We start from the raw sequence: 21,740 nt of genomic DNA on the forward strand, positions 1-21,740 counted from the left end.
CCGTCAGCCCCTCTGCTCGCTCGTCCTCATGTGGACCTCGTCGACGTTCGTCGTCGAGGGCATGTCGAGGGCCAAACGGATCGAGCGGGCGACGTCGGCGGCGGACATGTGCTGCGCGGGGTCGTACGGGAGCCCGGAGGCGGCGACGAGGTCGCGCTGCATATCGGTGTCGATGCGCCCCGGGTGGACCGAGACGACGCGCAGCGCCCCGCGCTCGGATTCGCGCAGGCAGTCGCCGAACGCCTTGAGCGCCCACTTCGACACCGTGTAAGCCGCGTCCTCGGGGTAGATGCGCACGCCGGCGCCCGAATTGATGAGGACGACGGTGCCGCGGTTGGCCCGTAGATGGGGCAGGAGCCGGGTCGTCAGGTCGGCGACCGCGACGACGTTGGTCGTGAGGATCTCCTCCCAGTCGTCGCGCGTCGTCCGCTCGATGGGCAGCCGCCTGGCGATGCCCGCGTTGTTGACGAGGACGCGCAGCGCGCCGAGTCTCCCTGAGGCGTCGGCGAGCGCCCGGTCGAGGGAGCCGGGGTCGGCGAGATCGGCGACGAAGGGCGAGGCGGACGGCAGTTCGGCGACGCGCCGCTCGACCGCACGGGGATCGCGTCCGCCGACGAGGACGTGGTGGTCGACGGCCAGAGCATCGGCGATCGCCGAGCCCAGGCCGCGCGTGGCGCCGGTGACGAGGGCGACGGGGAGCGCGGCGCTCATCCGCGCGTCCCGGACTGGGCGCCGTCGGCGTAGAGGGCGTCGACCTCGGCCGCGTAGTCGCGCAGGACGGCGCGGCGCCGGAGTTTGAGCGAGGGCGTGAGATAGCCGTTCTCGACGGTGAAGGCCGCGTTGATGATCCGGTAGCGGCGGATGGACTCGGCTCGCGAGACCCGCTGGTTGGCCCGGCCGATGGCCCTCTCGAGGGAGTGGCGGACCTCGGGCAGATCGGCGGCGCGCGCGGCGTCGACGATGGGCAGCCCGTGAGAGCGCAGCCAGTCGGGGAGCATGTCCGTATCGAGGGAGATCAGCGCCCCGATGTAGGGGCGGGCGTCGCCGACGACGATGACGTTGGCGATGAGCGGGTGGGTGGCGAGCGCGTCCTCAAGGACCTCGGGGGAGACGTTCTTGCCGCCCGCGGTGACGATGAGCTCCTTCTTGCGGCCCGTGATCCGCAGGTGCCCGGTGTCGTCGATGCTCGCCAGGTCGCCGGTGCGGAACCATCCGTCGACGAAGGACTCGGCGGTGGCCTCGGGGAGGTTGTGGTAGCCGGTGGTCACCGAGACGCCGCGGACGAGGAGCTCGGAGTCCTCGGCGAGCTTCATCCGGTTGCCGGGCCAGGGGAAGCCGACCGAGTCCGGCGGGTAGTCCTCGGGGGTCTCGACGGCGATGGGGCCGGTCGTCTCGGACAGGCCGTAGCCCTGGAGGAGGGTGACGCCCAGGCCCCGGTAGAAGTTCGCGAGGTCGGCGGCCAGGGGGGCTCCGCCGGAGATGATCGTGTGGAGGTTGGGCCCGAGGATCGCCTTGACCTTGTTGAGGACGAGGGCGTCGGCGACGCGCGCGCGGACTTTGAGCGCCAGGCTGGGCCCGGGCGAGGGGGTCGCGGTGATGTCGGGGACGGGCGTCGTGTCGGGCAGGGGCAGGTCGAGGTGCCCCTCGGGGGCGGGGGAGTCCGCGTAGGCGGTGGCGCGGGAGACCTGCCGGGCCTGGTTGGCGGCCCACGAGAACATCCGCCCCTTGAACCCGCCGCCGGCCTTCGCCGACGCCGCGTTGTAGACCTTTTCGAGGACGCGGGGGACGACGAGGAGCATCGTCGGCTTGAAGGTGGCGATGTCGGCGACGAGGTTGCTCGTGTCGGGGGCGAAGGCGACGACGCCCTGGCCCGACAGGAGCGCGTACATGACGAATCGGGCGAGGACGTGGGCGACGGGCAGGAAGAGGAGCGAGCGCGACTTCGGGTCGTTGATGAGGACGGGGAGGAAGTCGTAGGCCTGGAGGAAGGTCTCGATGAAGTTCGCGTGGGTGAGGACGACGCCCTTGGGCACTCCGGTGGTGCCGGAGGTGTAGATGATTGTCGCCTCGTCGTGGAGGCGAACGGCGTCGGTGCGCTCGTCGACGAGGGAGGCGTCGACGGCCAGGGCCGCCGACGCGACGACCCGTTCGGCGCCGCGGTCGAGGGACAGGACCATGCGCACGCCGGGGGTGCGGACGGATTCGACGAGGTCGGCCTGCTGGGAGGTCGCGGTGATGACGAGGCGGATGTCCGCGTCGGCGAGGATGTGCTCGATCTGAGTGGCCGAGTCGGTCTCGTAGATGGGCACGGTGATCGCGCCGCAGGACAGGGCGGCGTAGTCGAAGAGCGCCCACTCGTAGGAGGTGGGGGCGAGGATCGCGACGTGGTCCCCGGCTTCAATGCCCAGGCCGATGAGGCCGCGCGCGGTGGACATCACGTGGTCGCGGAACTGCTCGATGGTGACGGGGCGCCAGGTGCCCACGGAGTCGCGCCTCTCGATGGCGACCTGACCGGGGTGGGCCTGGGCGCGCCGCTGGAGCATCCGGGGGATGTTCATGCCCTCGGCGGCGTGCTGGGTCGCGGGGGACTCCCAGGATCCGTCGGCGAGTCTGCGTACCACCATGGTGTCGTGCCTTTCCTCGTGCGCGGCCCGTCGTGGCCGCCTCGTCGAGACTACTAGGGTTCGCCGTCAGCTCCGACGGGCTCCGCGGCCTTTCGGGTCCTCGGCGTAGAGGGCGTCGACCTCGTGGGCGTAGGCGGAGAGCACCGCGGAGCGACGCAGCTTCATCGAGGGCGTGACGAATCCGTTCTCGACGGTGAAGGAAGCGTCGATGATCCGGTAGCGGCGGATGGACTCGGCTCGCGAGACCTGCTTGTTGGCCCGGGCGATCGCGCGATCGAGGGAGTGGCGGACCTCTGGCAGATCGGCGGCGCGGGGGGCATCGACGATGGGCAGCCCGTGGCGGCGCAGCCAGTCGGGCAGGGCATCGCGATCGAGGACGATGAGGGCGCCGATGTAGGGGCGGGCATCGCCGACGACGACGATGGTGGCGATGAGCGGGTGGGTGGCGAGGGCCTCTTCGAGGATCCCGGGGGAGACGTTCTTGCCGCCCGCGGTGACGATGAGCTCCTTCTTGCGGCCCGTGATCCGCAACTGCCCCCTGCGGTCGATGGTGCCGAGGTCGCCGGTGCGCAGCCATCCGTCCGGCATGGCTTCGCGCGTCTGGTCGGGCAGGTGGTAGTAGCCGGTCATGACGGACACGCCGCGCACGAGGATCTCCCCGTCGGGGGCGATCTTGATCGAATTCCCCGGCAGGGGTGTGCCGACGGTACCGACGGGCCGGTGCTCGATGGTCTGGACGGCGATGGGACCGGTGGTCTCGGACAGGCCGTAGCCCTGGAGGAGGGTCAGGCCGGCGCCGGCGTAGAAGAGGGCGAGGTCGGGGGCCAGGGGGGCGCCGCCGGAGACGATGTACTTGATGTTGGGCCCGAGGACCTGGCGAACCTTGGCGAGGACGAGAGCGTCGGCCAGGCCGTGGCGGGCGCGCTGGAGGGGGCCGGGACCGAGCCTGGTGTCCCGGGCGCTCGCGTAGCGTCGGGCCTGCTTGGCGGACCAGGAGAAGAGCTTGCCCTTGAGGCCGCCCCCGGCCTTGGCGGAGGCCGCCGTGTAGACCTTCTCGAGGACGCGGGGGACGACGAGCAGGGCCGAGGGCTGGAAGGCCTGGATGTCGGGCAGGAGCGAGGAGATGTCGGGGGAGAACCCGAGCACCCCCCGGCCCGACAGGATGACGTGCATGACGAGGCGGGCGAGGACGTGGGCGACGGGCAGGAAGAGGAGGAGGCGGGTGTCGGGGGAGTCGATGACCTCGCCGAGGACTTGTCGGGCGCCCTGGATGGTGCCGACGAAGTTGCGGTGGGTGAGGACGACGCCCTTGGGGATTCCAGTGGTGCCGGAGGTGTAGATGATGGTGGCGATGTCGTCGGCGCGGATCGCCGACCGGCGGGTCTCCAGGTCGCGGGCCGGGATGGGGCGGGCGGCGCGGGAGAGGAGGTCGAGGGCGCCGCGGTCGAGCGCGTCGACGGCGCGCACCGCCGCGGTGGCGACGGATTCGACGAGGTCGGCCTGGGACGCGGTGGCGGTGAAGACGCGGACGACGCGGGCGTCGGCGAGGATGTGGGAGATCTGGGAGGCGGAGTCGGATTCGTAGATGGGCACGGTGACGCCCCCGACGCTGAGGATCGCGAGGTCGAGGAGAAGCCATTCGTAGCTGGTAGGGGCGAGGATCGCGACGGCGTCCCCGGGTTCGACGCCCAGGCCGATGAGCCCGCGGGCGGCGTCTTCGACCTGGGAGAGGAGCTCGGCGGCGGTGATGCCGCGCGAGGCCCCGATGCCGGTGCGCTGCTCGACGGCGATCTGGTCGGGGTGCGCGGCGGCGCGCGCCATGAGCATCGAGGGGATGGTGTCGGAGTCGTCGATCCGGTATTTCGGCTTGACCGTGTACGAGCCGTCGCGCAGGCGCTTCATGGGTCTCCCATCGCCGTATGATCTTCAACTCTTGAAAGGATATGGGGCGGAGCGGCGGATCGCGCAGAGAACCGCGCGCGCGTCGGCGATCCCGCTCAGGCGGGGATCGCCCGAGCGGTCGCCGTTCACATCACAGGTCGTAGTACAGCTGGTACTCGTAGGGGTGGGGGTACATCCGCATGGGCGCGACTTCGGTCGTCTCCTTATAGTCGAGCCAGGTCTCGATGAGATCGGGGGTGAAGACGTCGCCTTCGGTGAGGAAGTCGTGGTCGTCGCGCAGGGCCCCGAGGGCCGCCTCCAGGGACGAGGGGAGCTTGGCGATGTCGTGGTACTCCGCCGGCGGCAGCTCGTACAGGTCCTTGTCGATGGGGGCGGCGGGCTCGATCCGCCGGCGGATCCCGTCGATGCCGGCCATCAAGCAGGCCGAGAACGCGAGGTAGGGGTTCGCCGACGGGTCGGGGACACGGTATTCGACGCGCTTGGCCTTGGGGGAGGTGCCCGTCACGGGGATGCGGATGCAGGCGGAGCGGTTGCGGGCCGAGTAGACGAGGTTGATCGGCGCCTCGAAGCCGGGGACCAGACGGCGGAAGGAGTTGACCGATGGATTGGTGAAGGCCAGGAGCGCCGGCGCGTGGTCGAGGAGGCCCCCGATGAACCAGCGGGCCGTGTCCGACAGGGAGCCGTAGCCGCGCTCGTCGTAGAACAGGGGCTCCCCGTCCTTCCACAGGGAGATGTGGGTGTGCATACCCGAGCCGTTGTCGCCGAAGAGCGGCTTGGGCATGAAGGTCGCCGAATGGCCAAACTCGGTCGCCGTGTTCTTGATGACGTACTTGAACTTCATCATGTCGTCGGCCGCCCGCTGCAGGGTCGCGAAGCGGTAGTTGATCTCCTGCTGGCCGCCGGCGCCGACCTCGTGATGGGCGCGCTCGACGGTCAGGCCGACCTGGGAGAGCCTGCGGCACATCTCGTCGCGGACGTCGCAGTAGATGTCGTTGGGGGCGACCGGGAAGTACCCGCCCTTGAGGGGGACCTTGTACCCGAGGTTGCCGCCCTCCTCGCGCCGACCGGTGTTCCAGTACGCCTCGGGGGAGTCGACCGAGAAGAAGGTGCGCTGGGGCGACACCTCGTAGCGGACGTCGTCGAAGAGGTAGAACTCCGCCTCGGCGCCGATCGAGCACTCGTCGGCGATGCCCGTCGATCGCAGGTAGGCCTCGGCCTTGGCCGCCACCTGGCGGGGGTCGCGGGAGAAGGGCTCGTCGGTGAAGGGGTCGACGATCGAGAAGTTGACGACGAGGGTCGGGGCCGTGCGGAACGGGTCGACGAAGGCCGAGGAGACGTCGGGGACGAGCTTCATGTCGGATTCGTGGATCGCGGTGAACCCCCGGATCGAGGACCCGTCGAACATCAGCCCGTCGTCGAGGGCGCTCGAGCAGAACTCGGCGGCGGGGATCGTGAAGTGCTGCTGGACGCCGGGGACGTCGCAGAAACGGACGTCGACGAACTCGACCCCCCGCTCGGCGATGAAGGCGGCGGCTTCTTCGGTGGAGGTGAACATGAGCGCCCTTCCGGGAGATGACTGTCGACGGCCAGTCCCCACGGTCAAATCTTCTTCAACCGGTGACCAAAAGAAGTATAGGACCTGATCGCCTGGTCGCAGACGGGTCTGACACCCGTCGAGTCGACGGCCCCCATGACCCGCTAGGCTGGGGCGGTGGCTGATCCGGCGACCTACCGACCGCGCACCGGGGAGATCCCGACGTCCCCGGGCGTCTACAGGTTCTCCGACCCCCAGGGCCGCGTCGTCTACGTGGGCAAGGCGAAGAACCTGCGCAACCGCCTGACCAGCTACTTCCAGGACCCGGCGAACCTGCACCCCCGGACCCAGCAGATGCTCCAGTCGGCCGCGCGCGTCCAATGGACCGTCGTCAACACCGAGGTGGAGGCCCTCGCCCTCGAATTCACGTGGATCAAGGAATTCGACCCCCGTTTCAACGTGATGTTCAAGGACGACAAGTCCTACCCCTACCTCGCCGTCACCATGGGCGAGCGCTACCCCCGCGCCCACGTCACCCGTCAGGCCAAGCGCCCCGGCACCCGTTACTACGGGCCCTACACCCAGGTGTGGGCGATCCGCGAGACCATCGAGCAGCTCCTGCGGGTCTTCCCCGTGCGCACCTGCGCCCCCGGCGTGTTCCAACGGGCCCGCGCCCAGGGGCGCCCCTGCCTCCTCGGCTACATCGACCGGTGCTCGGCCCCTTGCGCCGACAGGATCGACGAGGCCGGCCACCGGGCCCTCGCCGAGGGGTTGTGCGACTTCATGGAGGGGCGCGCGGGCCCCTTCATCCGCGAGCTCGAGGAGAAGATGCGCGGCGCCTCCGCCTCCCTCGACTTCGAGGCAGCCGCCCGCTACCGCGACGACATCGCCGCCCTGCGCACCGTCCTCGAGCGCAACGCCGTCGTCCTCGACGACGGGACCGACGCCGACGTGTTCGCCCTCGTCGCCGGCGACCTCGATGCCGCCGTCCACGTCTTCCACGTCCGCGGCGGCCGCGTGCGAGGAACCCGCGGCTGGGTCGTCGACCGGGTCGACGACGCCGGGGAGCCGGAGCTCATGGCGCGCCTCCTCGAGCAGGTCTACTCCCAGATGCCGCCGCACCCCCACCCCCGGCGCGGACGCCCCCGGGACGACGAGCGCGCCCCCGCCGCATCAGTCGACGACGTCGCCCACACCCCAACCTCGGCGATCCCCCGCGAGATCCTCGTCTCCGTCGAGCCCGAGGACGCGCCGACCATCGCCCGCTGGCTCACCGGGCTGCGCGGAGCGGCCACCCGGATCCGCGTCCCCCGGCGCGGGGCCAAGGCCGCCCTCCTCGGGACCGTCGCCGAGAACGCCCGCCAGGCCCTCGCCCTCCACCAGACCAGGCGGGCCGGGGACCTCACCGAGCGCTCGAAGGCGCTCGAGCAGCTCGCCGAGGAACTCGACCTGCCCGCCCCGCCGCTGCGCATCGAGTGCTACGACGTCTCCCACACCGGCGGGGCCCTCCAAGTCGCCTCGATGGTCGTCTTCGAGGACGGAGCCCCGCGCAAGGACGCCTACCGCTCCTTCAACATCCGGGGAGTCGACGGGGCGGGGACTCCCGACGACACGAGCGCCATGACCGAGGTCCTGTGCCGGCGCTTCTCCCGGCTCCTCGCCGAGGAGGCGGGCCTCGACGGCGAGGACGAGGACGGGGTCGCCTACGACTCCGGCCCCGTCGACGCCTCCACCGGCAGGCCCCGGCGCTTCTCCTACCGGCCCGACCTCGTCGTCGTCGACGGCGGACTGCCGCAGGTCAACGCCGCCCGCGCCGCCCTCGACGACATCGGCGTCGACGTCCCCGTCGTCGGCCTGGCCAAAAGGCTCGAAGAGGTATGGATCCCCGCGGAGGAATTCCCGCTGATCCTGCCGCGAACCTCCGCCGCCCTCTACCTCCTCCAATACCTGCGCGACGAGTCCCACCGCTTCGCCATCACCAAGCACCGGACGCGCCGGGGCCGCGCCCAGACCAGATCCGCCCTCGACTCCGTTCCCGGACTGGGCCCCTCCCGGCAGGCCGCGCTCCTCAAACGATTCGGATCCGTTAAGCGCCTGCGCGAGGCCGACGCCGACGCCATCGCCCAGACCCCCGGCATCGGACCCGTCCTGGCCGCCCAGATCCACCAGTCGCTCCACCGCGACCCGTCCGACCCGCCGAACCCCGAGGAGGCCCCCGCATGAGCGCTTCGCCCCGAGTCCCCCTTCCCGCCCGCGTCCTCCTCCTCGGCTCCGGGGAGCTCGGCAAGGAGCTGACGATCTCCCTCCAGCGCCTCGGCTGCCACGTCGTCGCCGCCGACTCCTACCCGGGCGCCCCCGCCATGCAGGTCGCCGACGAGCAGCGAGTCCTCGACATGACCGACCCCAGGGCCCTCGACGCGCTCCTGGAGGAGTGCCGCGCCGACCTCGTCGTCCCCGAGGTTGAGGCGATCGCCACCGACCGGCTGGCCCGGGCCGAGGAGGAGGGCCTGCGGGTCGTCCCCAACGCCTTCGCCGTCCGGGCGACGATGGACCGCCAGCTGATCCGCTCCCTGGCGGCCCCCCTCGACGCCGTGCGCACCTCGGCCTTCCGATTCGCCTCCGGCGCCGACGAGATCCGCGCCGCCCTGGAGGTCACCGGCCTGCCCGCGTTCGTCAAGCCGACGATGTCGTCGTCGGGGCACGGGCAGACGCGCATCGACTCCGCCGACGAGGCCGAGCGCGCCTGGGAGCGGGCCGTCCGCGGGGCCCGCGCCGACACCGGCCGAGTCATCGTCGAGGAGGGCGTCGACTTCGACTGCGAGATCACCCTGCTGACGGTCCGCTCGTGGGACGAGGAGACCCGGCGGATCCGCACGTCCTTCTGCGAGCCCATCGGCCACCGGCAGAAGGACGGCGACTACGTCGAGTCGTGGCAGCCGGCCGACGTCAGCCCGGCGGCCCTCGACGCGTGCCGGCGGATGGCCCGGGCCGTCACCGACGCCCTGGCCGACGGGGGAGGGGGGAGCGCCCTGGGGCTCTTCGGCGTCGAGTTCTTCGTCGCGGGCGACGACGCGTGGTTCTCCGAGCTGTCGCCGCGCCCCCACGACACCGGCATGGTCACCCTGGCGACGCAGCGGCTCAGCGAGTTCGACCTCCATGCGCGGGCGATCCTCGGGCTGCCCGTCGACACCTCGCTCTCGCGCCCCGGGGCCTCCGCGGTCGTCAAGGCCCCGCGCCCCGTCGAGCGCGCCGTCTACGAGGGCGTGGGGGAGGCCATGGCCTCCGGAGCGGATGTGAGGATCTTCAACAAACCCGTCACCCGGACGGGCCGCCGCCTCGCCGTGTGCCTCGCCGACGGCGAGGACGCCCAGGCGGCGCGGCGCACGGCCCGAGGAGCCGCCTCCCTCATCCGCGTGATCGAGGACCCGCGCGGCGATGCCGCGGCCCCCGCCGTGGCATCCTTGGACCATGACTGACACTGCGATGAGCGAGCCGGGGCCGCAGACCGTCCCCGAGGGGATCCCGCTCCTCGACGCCCGAACGCCCCGGATCCCGCCCCCGGTCAACGAGATCCTCATCATCACCGGGCGCTCGGGGGCCGGACGGACGAATGCGGCGCGCGCCCTCGAGGACCTCGACTGGTACGTCGTCGACAACCTCCCCCCGTCGATGCTCCCGGCCCTCGTCGGGATGATGTCGCCGGAGGGCGGGGGCGTCCACCGCCTCGCCGTCGTCGTCGACGTCCGATCCCGCGCCTTCTTCGCCGACCTGTCGGCCGCCCTCGAGCAGCTCAAGTCCGCGGGAGCCTCGCACCGCGTGATCTTCCTGGACGCCGACCGGGAGACGATCATCCGCCGCTACGAGGCGAACCGCAGGCCCCACCCCCTTCAGGGCGCGGGCACGCTGATGGACGGGATCCTCGCCGAGGAGCGGATGACCGAGGCTCTGCGCAGGACCGCCGACGAGGTCATCGACACGTCGAAGATGAGCGTCCACGACCTGACGCGCCACATCCGCGACGTCGTCGCGGGCGAGGGCGACCGCCCCCTGCACCTGACCGTCGAGTCCTTCGGTTTCAAGTACGGGCTGCCGCTGGACGCCGACCACGTCCTCGACGTCCGCTTCCTCAAGAACCCGTACTGGGTCACCGAGCTGCGCCACCTGACCGGGCGCGACGAGCCGGTCGCCGCCTACGTCCTCGACCAGCCCGGCGCCCGCCAGTTCGCCCTCGACTACGCGGACCTGCTCGCGTCGATGCTGCACGGCTACCTCACCGAGCTCAAGCCCTTCGCGACGATCGCGGTCGGATGCACCGGAGGCAAGCACCGCTCGGTGGCCTGCACCGAGCTCATCGCCTCGCGCCTGCGCGAGCACGGGTACCTCACGCGCGTCGTCCACCGCGACATGGGGAGGGAGTGACCATGACGTATCTCGACGCCGCCGGCTGGACCCAGCGCGGCGAATCTGGGCAATCCGTCGTCGCCCTCGGCGGCGGCCACGGCCTATCGGCGACCCTGCGGGCCCTGCGCCACATCACCCGGGACCTCACCGGGGTCGTCACGGTCGCCGACGACGGGGGGTCGTCCGGGCGCCTGCGCCAGGAGATGGACGTCCTGCCCCCCGGGGACCTGCGGATGGCGCTGGCCAGTCTGTGCGAGGACACCGAATGGGGACTGACCTGGCGCGACGTCATGCAACTGCGCCTGAGAACCACGGGCCCGCTCGACGGGCACGCCCTGGGCAACCTTCTCATCACCGGCCTGTGGCAGCTCCTCGACGACCCGGTCGCCGGCCTCGACTGGGTCGGCAGGCTCCTCGGCGCCCAGGGGAGGGTCCTGCCGATGGCGGTCGACCCGATCGACATCGAGGCCGATCTGGAGGACGAGGGCCGGCGCTACACCGTGTCGGGCCAATCGAGGGTCGCCGTCGCCCCGGGCCGCGTCACCCACGTGCGGATCCACCCGGAGCGTCCCCGCGTCCCCGACGCCGTGACGACCGCGATCGACGGGGCCGACTGGGTCGTCCTCGGCCCGGGCTCGTGGTACACCTCGGTGATCCCCCACCTGCTCGTCCCCGACATCCACCGGGCGCTCGTGACGACGAACGCCCACAGGGCCCTGATCCTCAACCTGTCGCCCCAGCGCGGGGAGACCGACCGGATGACGACCGCGGACCACATCCGGGTCCTGCGCGAGCACGCCCCCGACCTCAAGCTCGACGTCGTCATCGCCGACCCCACCGCCACCGACGACATCGACGACCTGATCCTCGCCGCCGAGGAGCTCGGCGCCCGCGTCGTCCAGCGCCAGGTCCGCACCGGGGACGGCGCCCCCCACCACGACCCCCTCCGCCTGGCCGCGGCCCTGCGAGACGCCTTCGACGGGTTCCTCGGGGAAGTCGGGCGCGCGGAGTCCTGGCTGTGACGGATCATCGACTCGACTCAAGGGAGCTCCCGTGTCACTGACATCGGATATGAAGGACGAACTCGCGCGCACCGTCGTGACGACGCAGTCCGAGATGGCCGCCGAGGTCGCCACCGTCCTGCGCTTCGCCGGGGGACTCCACCTCGTGTCCGGCAGGATCCTCATCGAGGCCGAGCTCGACTCGCCCGTCGCCGCCCGCCGCCTCGTCGCCTACCTGCGCGCCCTGTACAACGCCGAGTCCTCGGTCGTCGTCGTCGCCGGGGGGTCGCTGCGCCGCGGCAAGCGCTACGTCGTGCGCGTCGTCCACAAGGCCGACGAGCTCGCGCGCCTGACCGGGCTGGTCGACGCCGCCCGGCGCCCGGTGCGCGGGCTGCCCGCGACGCTCGTCGCCTCGGGGGCCGCCGAGGCCGCGGCCATCTGGCGCGGGGCGTTCCTCGCCCGGGGGTCCCTCATGGAGCCCGGCCGCTCCTCGTCCCTGGAGATCACGTGTCCCGGCCCCGAGGTGGCCCTCGCGATGGTCGGGTGCGCGCGCAAGCTCGGCGCCGCGGCCCGGTCGAAGGAGGTGCGCGGCGCGGACCGGGTCTCGGTGCGGGACTCGGAGGCCATCGGCGTCCTCATCGCCGCGATGGGCGCCGAGGCGACCCACCGCGCCTGGCAGGAGCGCCGCGAACGGCGCGAGGCCCGCGGGTCGGCGAACCGCCTGGCGAACTTCGACGACGCGAACCTGCGCCGCTCCGCCCGGGCGGCCGTCGCCGCGGGCGCCAGGGTCGAGCGCGCCTTCGAGATCCTCGGCGACGACGTGCCCGAGCACCTCCTCGAGGCCGGGCGTCTGCGCCTGGAGCACAAGCAGGCGTCCCTCGAGGAGCTCGGCAAGCACACGAACCCGCCGCTGACCAAGGACGCGGTCGCCGGGCGCATCCGCCGTCTCCTCGCGATGGCCGACAAGGCCGCCCACGAGCGGGGGATCCCCGACACCGAGGCGGCCCTGACCCTCGACATGCTCGAGGAGGACTGAAGTCCCGAGGGGCCGGGGAGATTCTCCCCACGTCCTTCGAGACCCCCCGGCCGTGCCGCCGACGCCGTCCCGGGTGTAGATTGGCAGGGCTGGAACCGCAGAGACCTGCGGGCCGGGCTTGCACCCCGCAAGAGCCGGTTGCATCGAGAATCCGTGCCCCGCGTCGGGCACGAGCAGGAGGACAACAGTGACCACCCGCGTTGGCATCAACGGCTTCGGCCGCATCGGCCGCAATTTCTTCCGCGCCGCCCTCGAGCAGGGCGCGGACATCGAGATCGTCGCGGTCAACGACCTGACCGACAACAAGACGCTCGCCCACCTCCTCAAGTACGACTCGATCCTCGGCCGCTTCGGCGGCGAGGTCTCGTACGACGACGAGTCGATCATCGTCAACGGCAAGAAGATCACCGCCCTGGCCGAGCGCAACCCCGCCGACCTGCCCTGGGGCGACCTCGGCGTCGACGTCGTCGTCGAGTCCACCGGCTTCTTCACCGACGGCGAGAAGGCCAAGGCCCACATCGATGCCGGCGCCAAGAAGGTCGTCATCTCCGCCCCCGCGAAGAACGTCGACGGCACCTTCGTCATGGGCGTCAACGAGGCCGACTACGACAACGAGACGATGAACATCGTCTCCAACGCCTCGTGCACGACCAACTGCCTGGCCCCCCTCGCCAAGGTCCTCCACGCCGAGTTCGGCATCGTCCGCGGCATCATGACGACGATCCACTCCTACACGGGCGACCAGCGCGTCCTCGACGCCCCTCACTCGGACCTGCGTCGCGCCCGCGCCGCCGCCCTCAACATGATCCCGACCAAGACCGGCGCCGCCCAGGCCGTCGCCCTGGTCCTGCCCGAGCTCAAGGGCAAGTTCGACGGCCTCGCCGTCCGCGTGCCCACCCCGACCGGCTCCCTGACCGACCTGACCTTCCAGGCCGAGAAGGAGGTCACCGTCGAGGCGATCAACGCCGCCGTCAAGGCCGCCGCCGAGGGCGAGCTCAAGGGCATCCTCGAGTACACCGAGGACCCGATCGTCTCCACCGACATCGTCGGCGATCCGCACTCCTCGATCTTCGACGCCTCCGAGACCAAGGTCATCGGCGACCTCGTCAAGGTCCTGTCCTGGTACGACAACGAGTGGGGCTACTCCAACCGCCTCGTCCAGCTGACCGCCCTGGTCGGCTCCAAGCTCGCCTGAACCCGTCACTGATCCAGTGATCGGCTCACGGCGGACGCCCGCGCATGTCGATGCGCGGGCGTCCGCCGCATCTTCCGAAGGAACGGGCGGCCACCGCCCCCATCCCCGAAAGGCTGGTTCCATGAGGACCATCGAATCCCTGGGCGACCTGCGCGGCACGCGCGTCCTCGTCCGCTCCGACTTCAACGTCCCGCTCAAGGACGGCCAGATCACCGACGACGGCCGCATCCGAGCGGCGCTTCCGACCCTGAAGACCCTCGTCGACGCCGGGGCCCGCGTCGTCGTCATGGCCCACCTGGGCCGCCCCAAGGGCCAGGTCGACCCCGCGTTCTCCCTCGCCCCCGTCGCCGCCCGCCTCGGCGAGCTCATCGACGCCCCCGTCGCCTTGGCCGAGGACGTCGTCGGGGAGTCCGCCAAGTCCGTCGTCGCCGGGCTCGAGGACGGCCAGATCGCCCTGCTCGAGAACGTCCGCTTCGACCCGCGCGAGACCTCGAAGGTCGACGAGGAGCGCCAGGAGCTCGCCCGCGCCTACGCCGAGCTCGGCGACGCTTTCGTCTCCGACGGCTTCGGCGTCGTCCACCGCAAGCAGGCCTCCGTCTACGACATCGCCCAGCTCGTCCCCTCGGCGGCCGGCCTCCTCGTCTTCAAGGAGATCGACTCGCTGTCGCGGGCCACCGACGACCCCGAGCGCCCCTACGGCGTCGTCCTGGGGGGCTCGAAGGTCTCCGACAAGCTCGGCGTCATCGCCAACCTGCTGAAGAAGGCCGACATGCTCTTCATCGGCGGCGGCATGGCCTTCACCTTCCTCGCGGCCCAGGGCCATTCGGTCGGCACGTCCCTCCTCGAGGAGGATCAGATCGAGGCCGTCAAGGGGTACCTCGCCGAGGCCGCCGAGCGCGGCGTCGACCTCGTCCTGCCCGTCGACGTCGTCGTCGCCCCCCGGTTCGCCGCCGACGCGCCCGCGACCGTCGTCCCCGTCGACGCCATCCCGGACGACCAGATGGGCCTCGACATCGGGCCCGAGTCCCAGCGGCTCTTCGCCGAGAAGATCGCGGCGGCCAAGACCGTCGCGTGGAACGGCCCCATGGGCGTCTTCGAGTTCCCGGCCTTCGCCGGCGGGACCGCCGCCGTCGCCCGGGCCCTGTCCGAGGGCGACATGTTCTCGGTGATCGGCGGCGGCGACTCGGCCGCGGCCGTGCGCACCCTCGGCTTCGACGAGGAAACCTTCTCCCACATTTCCACCGGCGGCGGCGCCTCCCTCGAACTCCTCGAGGGCAAGGTCCTGCCCGGCATCGCAGTTCTGGAGGACTGATCGACATGACACGCACCCCCCTGATGGCCGGCAACTGGAAGATGAACCTCGACCACCTCGAGGCCAACCATCTCGTCCAGGGCATCGCCATGGAGCTCAAGGACCATCACCACGACTACGACCGGTGCGAAGTCGTCGTCTTCCCGCCGTTCACCGACATCCGCACCGTCCAGACGATCGTCGACGCCGACGAGCTCGGGATCAAGTACGGCGCCCAGGACGTGTCGATTCACGACAACGGCGCCTACACCGGCGAGATCTCCACGGCGATGCTCGACAAGCTCGGCTGCTCGTACGTCATCATGGGCCACTCGGAGCGCCGCGAGTACCACGGCGAATCCGATGAGCTCGTCGGCGCCAAGGCCCGCAAGGCCCTCGACGCGGGCTTCACCCCGGTCCTGTGCTGCGGCGAGGCGCTCGAGGTCCGCAAGGCCGGGACCCACGTCGAGTTCGTCCTGGGCCAGATCCGCGCGGCCCTGGCCGGATGGTCGGCCGAGGACGTCGCGGCGATCGTCGTCGCCTACGAGCCGATCTGGGCGATCGGCACCGGCGAGACCGCGACCTCGCAGGACGCCCAGGAGGTCTGCGGGGCGATCCGTCAGGCCCTGCGCGAGGACTTCGGGGACGCCACCGCCGACGCGACGCGGATCCTGTACGGCGGCTCGGCCAACCCGGGCAACATCAAGGAGCTCATGGCCCAGGCCGATATCGACGGCGCCCTCATCGGCGGCGCGTCGCTCAAGGCCGAGTCCTTCGCCGAGATGGCCCGCTTCTACGCCTGATGCTCGGACGAGTCCGAGGGGGCCGACCGGTGCGCCGGTTGGCCCCCATCGGCTCCCACCCACTAGACTCTGCGAAGACCGATCAGATGTCGCGCTCCATCCGGTGCACCGACACGATCACCGCTAGGAATCGGATACACAGTGACTGCCCTGAAGATCACCCTCATCGTGCTCATCGTCATCACGAGCATTCTGCTGACCCTCACCGTCCTCATGCACAAGGGGCGCGGCGGCGGCCTGTCCGACATGTTCGGCGGCGGCATCTCCTCGACGGCGGGCTCGTCCGGGGTCGCCGAGCGCAACCTCAACCGGATCACCCTCGGCGTCCTGCTGATCTGGGCCGTGTCGATCGTCGGCTACGGCCTCCTGCAGAAGTGGGTGTTCTGAGCCCCGCCGCTCACGTGATCCCGCCCCGATCCTGACGGATCGGGGCGTCATCGTCTCAGAGGAGCCTCACGAGGGTCGTTCGTTCCCCCGCTCGGCGACCGTGAGCAGCTCCCGGGCCGCCTGGGCGTCGAGGACCGCCTCGGCGCCCGCATCGAGGAGCGCAGCCGCGGGGCACTCCTGCGGGTGCGCCCCGCCGTAAGCCCGCGACAGGGCCCGGGCCTTCGAGGAACCGCACGCCCCCAGGAGGATCCGCCGGGCCGACGTCAGCACCGGCATCGACAGGCTGATCCGATTCGGCGGGGGCTTGGGGGACCGGCGCACGGCCACGACGTCCGGCCCCGACTCCATCGACCACGGGAAACCCGGGAAGAGGCTCGCGACATGGCCGTCGGGCCCCATGCCGGCGACGACGAGGTCGAGGCGGCGCCCCGCCATCTCCCGCGCCCACGTCCCCCCGAACTCCCGGACCGCCTCGTCGAGCCCCTGCGAACGGTCCGCCGGCATCCGCATCAGGCGGGCCCCGGGGACCTCGTCGAAGAAGGACGCGATGGCCGCCAGGTCGTTGCGGTCCGGGTCGTCGGCGGCGACGAAGCGCTCGTCGACCCACCACACGCGCACGCGCGACCACTCGACCTCGTTCGCGCGCGCCCGCATCGCCGGCAGCACCCGTTCGCAGACGAACCCGCCGGCGATGGCCGCGTCGACGCGCCCGCCCGAGGCGCAGGCCCCGGCGAGCGCGTCGATCGCCAGGTCCGCGAGGCGGGCGGCGGCCTCGTCCGCGGTGGGGACGACCACCGGCCGGCGCATCAACGGCCTCCTCCGGGAGCGAACGCCGCGAGGTCCTCGGTGATGAGGCTCCCGTAGTAGACGTCCGGGTCGAGGCGGCGCAGCTCCTCCATCAGGCAGTCCTGGACACGGCGGCGCGGGAGGTTGACCGACGCGGGGTCCAAGCCCTCCCGGTGGACGAAGGCGACCGAGGAGTCGGCATCGCGCTCGAGACGGACCCGCGAACCGTCCTCCAGGTCGAAGGACACCCGGGTGAGGGTCTGGGCGCTCGGGTCGGTCTCGCGCTCGACGGGGACGCCGAGCTCCCGGCGCAGCCATGCGGCGATGAGGAACGACGAGGGGTGGGTCGCATGCCCGTGGACCCTCGCCGACACGGGAGCAGAGCCGAAGTCGGCGACGAGGGCCGCCAGGAGCGCCCGCCACAGCGTGACCCCCGACCAGCCGAGGTCCGTATCGCCCGGCGCGTAGGAGCGGGCCAGGTCGAGGAGGGTGGACACGGGGCACTCGCTCCCGCGCGAGTCGGTGATCCGGCGGATGGCGATCCTGCCGAGGGGGTGCTGGCCGGGGCTCGGCGGCGGCATCCCCGGCCAGTAGGCGACGACCGGCGTGTCCGACAGGAGCAGCGGGGCGACGAGGAGGTCGAGGTCGTCGGCGTCCAGACCCGAGGGGACGAGGACGACGACATCGGAGGGGCCGGCCGCATCCCCGACCCTCAGCTCGGCGTCGAGGCGGGGCTCGATGGAGCCGGAGGGGGAGGGGCCGGTCGCGGGGGAGTCGACGACGACGATGACGCGGCACGGGTGCTCGCGCGAGGCCGCGTCGCAGATCGCGATCGCGTCCTCGACCTCGTCCGCGGAGGGCACGACGACGAGGAGGGTCATCACCCGCCCGAGGGCGGACGCCCCCTGCTGGTCGCGCAGGGAGACGAGGCGCGCGGCGATCCGCGAGGACGTCGTGTCCTTCAGGGGAATGATCATGGGAGCCTCCAGGCGCGCCCGTCGCGGGCCATCATCTCGTGGGCGGACGCAGGGCCCCAGGAGCCCGGCCGGTACGGGTCGGGCGCCCCCTGGGACGCCCAGAAGTCGAGGACGGGGTCGAGGATCCGCCACGACAGCTCGACCTCGCGCTGGTGGGGGAAGAGCGGGGCGGCCCCGGCGAGGGCGTCGAGGATCAGCCGCTCGTACGCCTCCGGGGAGTCCTCCGTGAAGGCGTGGCCGTAGCCGAAGTCCATCGTCACGTCGCGGACCTGCATCTCCGTGCCCGGCACCTTCGCGCCGAACTTGATCGTCATCCCCTCGTCGGGCTGGACGCGGATCACGAGGACGTTCTGCCCGGACTCGGCGACGTCGGAGTTGTCGAAGGGCACGTGCGCGGACTTCTTGAAGACGACGGCGATCTCGGTGACCCGCTTGCCCAGGCGCTTGCCGGCGCGCAGGTAGAAGGGGACGCCGGCCCAGCGGCGCGTGTCGACGAAGAGGGTGATCGCCGCGAAGGTCTCGGTCGTCGAGTCGGCGCCGATCCCGTCCTCGTCGAGGAACCCCTTGACGGGGCCCCCGCCCTGGACGCCCCGCGAGTACTGGCCCCGGGCCGTGGACGACGCGAGGTCGTCGGGCAGGCGCACCGCCGACAGGACCTTCTCCTTCTCGGCGCGCATCTGCTCCTGGTCGAAACGCACGGGCTCCTCCATGGCCGTCAGGGCGAGGAGCTGGAGGAGGTGGTTCTGGATGACGTCCCGGGCCGCCCCGATGCCGTCGTAGTACCCGGCGCGCGTGCCTATCCCGATGTCCTCGGCCATGGTGATCTGGACGTGGTCGACGTAGTTGGCCTTCCACAGGGGCTCGAACATCGTGTTGGCGAAGCGCATCGCCATGATGTTCTGCACCGTCTCCTTGCCGAGGTAGTGGTCGATGCGGAACACGTCGGACTCGTCGAAAACCCGGGAGACGACGTCGGACAGCTCGCGGGCCGACGCCAGGTCGTGGCCGAAGGGCTTCTCGATGATGACGCGGCGCCATTCGCGCCCTCGGCGGCGGTTGAGCCCGGTGTCGGCCAGGCGCTGGCAGACGACCGGGAACCACGACGGCGGGATCGACAGGTAGAACGCGTGGTTGCCGCCGGTGCCGCGGGACCGGTCGAGGTCGGCGACCGTCCGGGCGAGCGCCTCGTAGGCGTCGGGGTCGTCGAAGGTTCCCGATACGAAGCGCAGCCCCGCGCGCAGCTGCTCCCAGGTCCGTTCGTCGAACCCGGTGCGCGTGCCCTTCTCGATGGCGTCGCGCACGTAGGACTCGAAGTCCTCGGGCCCCCAGTCGCGGCGGGCGAACCCGGTCAGGGCGAACGCGGGGTTGAGCAGCCCCCGGTTCGCCAGGTCGTAGACGGCCGGGAGGAGCTTCGTGCGGGCGAGGTCGCCGGTGACGCCGAAGATCACGAGGCCGCAGGGCGGGGCGATTCGCGGGAGCCGGCGATCGAGGGGGTCGCGCACGTCGACGGGCAGTCGTGCCACGGGGTGTCCTTCAGGGTCGATGTGAGGGGGCCGCAGGGACGGGCAGTCCCTGCGGCCCCGGGGCGGGAGGGCGCTCAGGCCCGGACGGCGGCCAGGGACTCCTTGGCCGCCTCGACGACGGCGGCCGCGTGGATGCCGTACTCCTCAAAGAGGAGCTCGCCGGCGGCGGACGCGCCGAAGTGCTCGATGGACACGGCGCGGCCGGCCTCGCCGATCCAGCGGTACCAGGGGGCGGCCAGGCCGGCCTCCACGGAGACGCGGGCCCTGACGGACGAGGGGAGGACCTCCTCGCGGTAGTCCTCGTCCTGCTGCTCGAACCAGTCGAGGCAGGGCACGGACACGACGCGAGCCGCGATGCCGTCGGAGGCGAGGGCCTCGCGGGCCTGAAGAGCGACGCTCACCTCGGAGCCGGACGCCATGAGGATGACGTCGGGCGCGCCCTCGGTGTCGGCCAGGACGTAGGCGCCGCGCACGAGGCCGTCGGCGCAGGCCAGGCCCGTGCCCTCCCCGCGCGCCGGGTTGGGCAGGTTCTGGCGCGACAGGACGAGGGCGGCCGGGTGGGACTGCTCGAGGACGGCCTTCCACGCGGCGACGGTCTCGGTGGCGTCGGCCGGACGGATCAGCGCGAGGTTCGGGATCGCCCGGTAGGCGGTCAGGTGCTCGATGGGCTGGTGGGTGGGGCCGTCCTCGCCGACGCCGATGGAGTCGTGGGTCCACACGTAGGTGACCGGCAGGTCCATGAGGGCGGCCAGGCGCACGGCGCCGCGCATGAAGTCGGAGAACACGAAGAACGTCCCGCCGTAGGGGCGGGTCGGGCCGTCGGCGGCGATGCCGTTGAGGATCGCGCCCATGGCGAACTCGCGGACGCCGAAGTGGAGGTTGCGGCCGAACTCGTTGCCCTGGAAGGCGGTGGAGGAGGCCCCCTCGGGCAGGAACGACGGATGGTTCTTCATGTACGTGTTGTTCGACCCGGCCAGGTCGGCGCTGCCGCCCCAGAGCTCGGGGAGGACGTCGGCGATGGCGTTGAGGACCATACCGGAGGCGGCGCGGGTGGCGACGGGTGTGCCGTCCTCGAAGACCGGCAGCGACTCCTCCCAGCCATCGGGCAGGGCGCCGGACTCGAGGCGGGCCAGGAGGGCGGCGCGCTCGGGGTTGGCGGTCTTCCACGCCTCGAAGCGGGCGTCCCAGTCGGCGCGGTAGGCGGCGCAGCGCTCGGCGACGTTGCGGCGGGCGGCCTCGACGGCCTCCAGGTCGGCGTCGAACATCGCGTCCTCGTTGAGGCCCAGTTCCCGCTTGAGGCCCTTGAGGGCCTCGTCTCCGAGCTTGGCGCCGTGGATGCCGCCCGTGTTCTGCTTGACGGGGGTGGGCCAGCCGATGATCGTGCGCACGGCGATGAGCGAGGGGCGGGCGGTCTCGGCCTTGGCGGCCTCCAGGGCGGCGTCGAGGGCGGCGACGTCCTCGCAGTAGGACCCGTCCTCGCTCAGCCAGTCGACGCGCTGGACGTGCCAGCCGTAGGCCTCGTAGCGGGCGAGGACGTCCTCGGTGAAGGCGATCTTCGTGTCGTCCTCGATGGAGATGTGGTTGTCGTCCCAGATCACCGTCAGGTTGCCGAGGCGCTGGGTGCCCGCCAGGGACGAGGCCTCGGAGGAGACGCCCTCCTGGAAGCAGCCGTCGCCGGCGATGACGTAGACGTTGTGGTCGAAGACCGACTGGCCGACGGGGGTGTCGGGGTCGAGGAGGCCGTGGAGGCGCCGGGCGTTCATCGCGAAGCCGACGGCGGAGGCGATACCGGTGCCCAGCGGGCCGGTCGTGATCTCCACGCCCTTGGTGTGCCCGTACTCGGGGTGGCCGGGGGTCAGGGACCCCGCGGTGCGCAGGCCCTTGATGTCGTCGAGTTCGAGGCCCATCCCGGCCAGGTAGAGCTGGATGTACTGGGTGAGGGAGGAGTGGCCGGCGGACAGGATGAAGCGGTCGCGGCCGATCCACCGGTCATCGGACGGATCGATGTTCATGTGCCGCTGGTAGAGGAGGTAGGCGGCGGGGGCGATGGAAATCGCCGTGCCCGGGTGGCCGCTGCCGGTCTGCTCGACGGCGTCGGCGGCGAGGATCTTCGCGGTGGCGACGGCACGGTCGTCGATCGGGTCCCATGTCAATGTCACGTCTAGGCCTCCAGCCTGTCAGGGCCCCGTCGTCGGGGCCGGTGTGGGTATCCGCGACCAGTTTAGCCGGGTCCGCCCCCGACATCGGGACCGGGGCCGCGAACTCATGTCCACCGCGCTG

17 protein-coding genes are annotated in these 21,740 nt (G+C 71.5%); 9 read left to right on the forward strand and 8 right to left on the reverse strand.

Translation table 11 applies throughout. The features are described from left to right. Window positions 1–3: 3 nt before the first annotated feature. The 4 genes from M3T53_RS06020 to glnA all read right to left on the reverse strand — a co-directional run bounded on the left by M3T53_RS06020 (window position 4) and on the right by glnA (window position 6,081). A complete protein-coding gene (locus M3T53_RS06020) occupies window positions 4–711 on the reverse strand; it encodes an SDR family oxidoreductase (RefSeq protein ID WP_272433567.1) in 708 nt (235 codons plus the stop codon). Beyond that, the gene (locus M3T53_RS06025; RefSeq protein ID WP_272433569.1) at window positions 708–2,624 is read right to left on the reverse strand and encodes an AMP-dependent synthetase/ligase; all 1,917 of its coding nucleotides are present in this window, start codon (window positions 2,622–2,624) and stop codon (window positions 708–710) included. Before M3T53_RS06025 ends, M3T53_RS06020 begins: the two co-directional genes overlap by 4 nt. A gap of 66 nt (window positions 2,625–2,690) precedes the next feature. Then, the gene (locus tag M3T53_RS06030) at window positions 2,691–4,526 is read right to left on the reverse strand and encodes an AMP-dependent synthetase/ligase (RefSeq protein ID WP_272433570.1); all 1,836 of its coding nucleotides are present in this window, start codon (window positions 4,524–4,526) and stop codon (window positions 2,691–2,693) included. A 130-nt stretch (window positions 4,527–4,656) separates the two neighbouring features. Continuing rightward, a complete protein-coding gene (gene glnA / locus M3T53_RS06035; protein WP_272433571.1) occupies window positions 4,657–6,081 on the reverse strand; it encodes a type I glutamate--ammonia ligase in 1,425 nt (474 codons plus the stop codon). A gap of 156 nt (window positions 6,082–6,237) precedes the next feature. Between glnA and uvrC the strand changes: the two genes are divergently transcribed. The 9 genes from uvrC (at window position 6,238) to secG (ending at window position 16,174) form a co-directional block, all read left to right on the forward strand. Beyond that, window positions 6,238–8,283, forward strand: coding sequence for an excinuclease ABC subunit UvrC (gene uvrC, locus M3T53_RS06040; RefSeq protein ID WP_272433572.1), 2,046 nt, complete (start codon window positions 6,238–6,240; stop codon window positions 8,281–8,283). After that, window positions 8,280–9,536 carry a formate-dependent phosphoribosylglycinamide formyltransferase gene (gene purT, locus M3T53_RS06045; protein ID WP_272433573.1) on the forward strand — a complete coding sequence of 419 codons (1,257 nt, stop codon included), beginning with the start codon at window positions 8,280–8,282 and terminating at the stop codon, window positions 9,534–9,536. The genes uvrC and purT overlap by 4 nt, the downstream gene beginning before the upstream one ends. Then, window positions 9,529–10,479, forward strand: a complete 951-nt coding sequence (rapZ, locus tag M3T53_RS06050) for an RNase adapter RapZ (RefSeq protein WP_272433574.1) — start codon at window positions 9,529–9,531, stop codon at window positions 10,477–10,479. The genes purT and rapZ overlap by 8 nt, the downstream gene beginning before the upstream one ends. A 2-nt stretch (window positions 10,480–10,481) precedes the next feature. Beyond that, a complete protein-coding gene (locus M3T53_RS06055; protein WP_272433575.1) occupies window positions 10,482–11,483 on the forward strand; it encodes a gluconeogenesis factor YvcK family protein in 1,002 nt (333 codons plus the stop codon). A 31-nt stretch (window positions 11,484–11,514) separates the two neighbouring features. Next, window positions 11,515–12,498: a DNA-binding protein WhiA gene (gene whiA, locus M3T53_RS06060; protein WP_272433576.1), complete on the forward strand. Its 984-nt coding sequence runs from the start codon at window positions 11,515–11,517 to the stop codon at window positions 12,496–12,498. A 187-nt stretch (window positions 12,499–12,685) separates the two neighbouring features. Next, on the forward strand, window positions 12,686–13,693 hold the full coding sequence (gap, locus tag M3T53_RS06065; RefSeq protein WP_272433577.1) for a type I glyceraldehyde-3-phosphate dehydrogenase: 1,008 nt from the start codon (window positions 12,686–12,688) through the stop codon (window positions 13,691–13,693). 121 nt (window positions 13,694–13,814) lie between these two features. After that, a complete protein-coding gene (locus M3T53_RS06070) occupies window positions 13,815–15,005 on the forward strand; it encodes a phosphoglycerate kinase (RefSeq protein ID WP_272433578.1) in 1,191 nt (396 codons plus the stop codon). A gap of 5 nt (window positions 15,006–15,010) precedes the next feature. Next, window positions 15,011–15,787 (forward strand): triose-phosphate isomerase, encoded by a 777-nt coding sequence (tpiA, locus tag M3T53_RS06075; RefSeq protein ID WP_272433579.1) that lies wholly within the window; start codon window positions 15,011–15,013, stop codon window positions 15,785–15,787. Window positions 15,788–15,928: 141 nt separating this feature from the next. Beyond that, window positions 15,929–16,174 (forward strand): preprotein translocase subunit SecG, encoded by a 246-nt coding sequence (secG, locus tag M3T53_RS06080; RefSeq protein WP_272433580.1) that lies wholly within the window; start codon window positions 15,929–15,931, stop codon window positions 16,172–16,174. Between the two features lie 66 nt (window positions 16,175–16,240). Here secG and pgl read toward each other — a convergent pair whose 3' ends face one another. The 4 genes from pgl to tkt form a co-directional block, all read right to left on the reverse strand. Continuing rightward, the gene (pgl, locus tag M3T53_RS06085) at window positions 16,241–16,981 is read right to left on the reverse strand and encodes a 6-phosphogluconolactonase (RefSeq protein ID WP_272433581.1); all 741 of its coding nucleotides are present in this window, start codon (window positions 16,979–16,981) and stop codon (window positions 16,241–16,243) included. Next, a complete protein-coding gene (locus M3T53_RS06090) occupies window positions 16,981–17,937 on the reverse strand; it encodes a glucose-6-phosphate dehydrogenase assembly protein OpcA (RefSeq protein WP_272433582.1) in 957 nt (318 codons plus the stop codon). Before M3T53_RS06090 ends, pgl begins: the two co-directional genes overlap by 1 nt. Then, window positions 17,934–19,460, reverse strand: coding sequence for a glucose-6-phosphate dehydrogenase (gene zwf, locus M3T53_RS06095; protein WP_272433583.1), 1,527 nt, complete (start codon window positions 19,458–19,460; stop codon window positions 17,934–17,936). The genes M3T53_RS06090 and zwf overlap by 4 nt, the downstream gene beginning before the upstream one ends. 74 nt (window positions 19,461–19,534) lie before the next feature. Next, window positions 19,535–21,619, reverse strand: a complete 2,085-nt coding sequence (tkt, locus tag M3T53_RS06100; protein ID WP_272433584.1) for a transketolase — start codon at window positions 21,617–21,619, stop codon at window positions 19,535–19,537. Window positions 21,620–21,740 lie beyond the last annotated feature (121 nt).

Origin of the sequence: Actinomyces sp. B33, assembly GCF_028437565.1 — a bacterium.
GTDB lineage: Bacteria > Actinomycetota > Actinomycetes > Actinomycetales > Actinomycetaceae > Pauljensenia.

Excerpts from the sequence above, each read along its gene's own strand:
- purT (WP_272433573.1), top strand. The coding sequence starts at position 8,280 with ATGAGCGCTTCGCCCCGAGTCCCCCTTCCCGCCCGCGTCCTCCTCCTC.
- tpiA (WP_272433579.1), top strand. The coding sequence starts at position 15,011 with ATGACACGCACCCCCCTGATGGCCGGCAACTGGAAGATGAACCTCGAC.
- M3T53_RS06025 (WP_272433569.1), bottom strand. The coding sequence starts at position 2,624 with ATGGTGGTACGCAGACTCGCCGACGGATCCTGGGAGTCCCCCGCGACC.
- pgl (WP_272433581.1), bottom strand. The coding sequence starts at position 16,981 with ATGCGCCGGCCGGTGGTCGTCCCCACCGCGGACGAGGCCGCCGCCCGC.
- M3T53_RS06070 (WP_272433578.1), top strand. The coding sequence starts at position 13,815 with ATGAGGACCATCGAATCCCTGGGCGACCTGCGCGGCACGCGCGTCCTC.
- M3T53_RS06030 (WP_272433570.1), bottom strand. The coding sequence starts at position 4,526 with ATGAAGCGCCTGCGCGACGGCTCGTACACGGTCAAGCCGAAATACCGG.
- M3T53_RS06090 (WP_272433582.1), bottom strand. The coding sequence starts at position 17,937 with ATGATCATTCCCCTGAAGGACACGACGTCCTCGCGGATCGCCGCGCGC.
- rapZ (WP_272433574.1), top strand. The coding sequence starts at position 9,529 with ATGACTGACACTGCGATGAGCGAGCCGGGGCCGCAGACCGTCCCCGAG.
- M3T53_RS06020 (WP_272433567.1), bottom strand. The coding sequence starts at position 711 with ATGAGCGCCGCGCTCCCCGTCGCCCTCGTCACCGGCGCCACGCGCGGC.
- M3T53_RS06055 (WP_272433575.1), top strand. The coding sequence starts at position 10,482 with ATGACGTATCTCGACGCCGCCGGCTGGACCCAGCGCGGCGAATCTGGG.
- glnA (WP_272433571.1), bottom strand. The coding sequence starts at position 6,081 with ATGTTCACCTCCACCGAAGAAGCCGCCGCCTTCATCGCCGAGCGGGGG.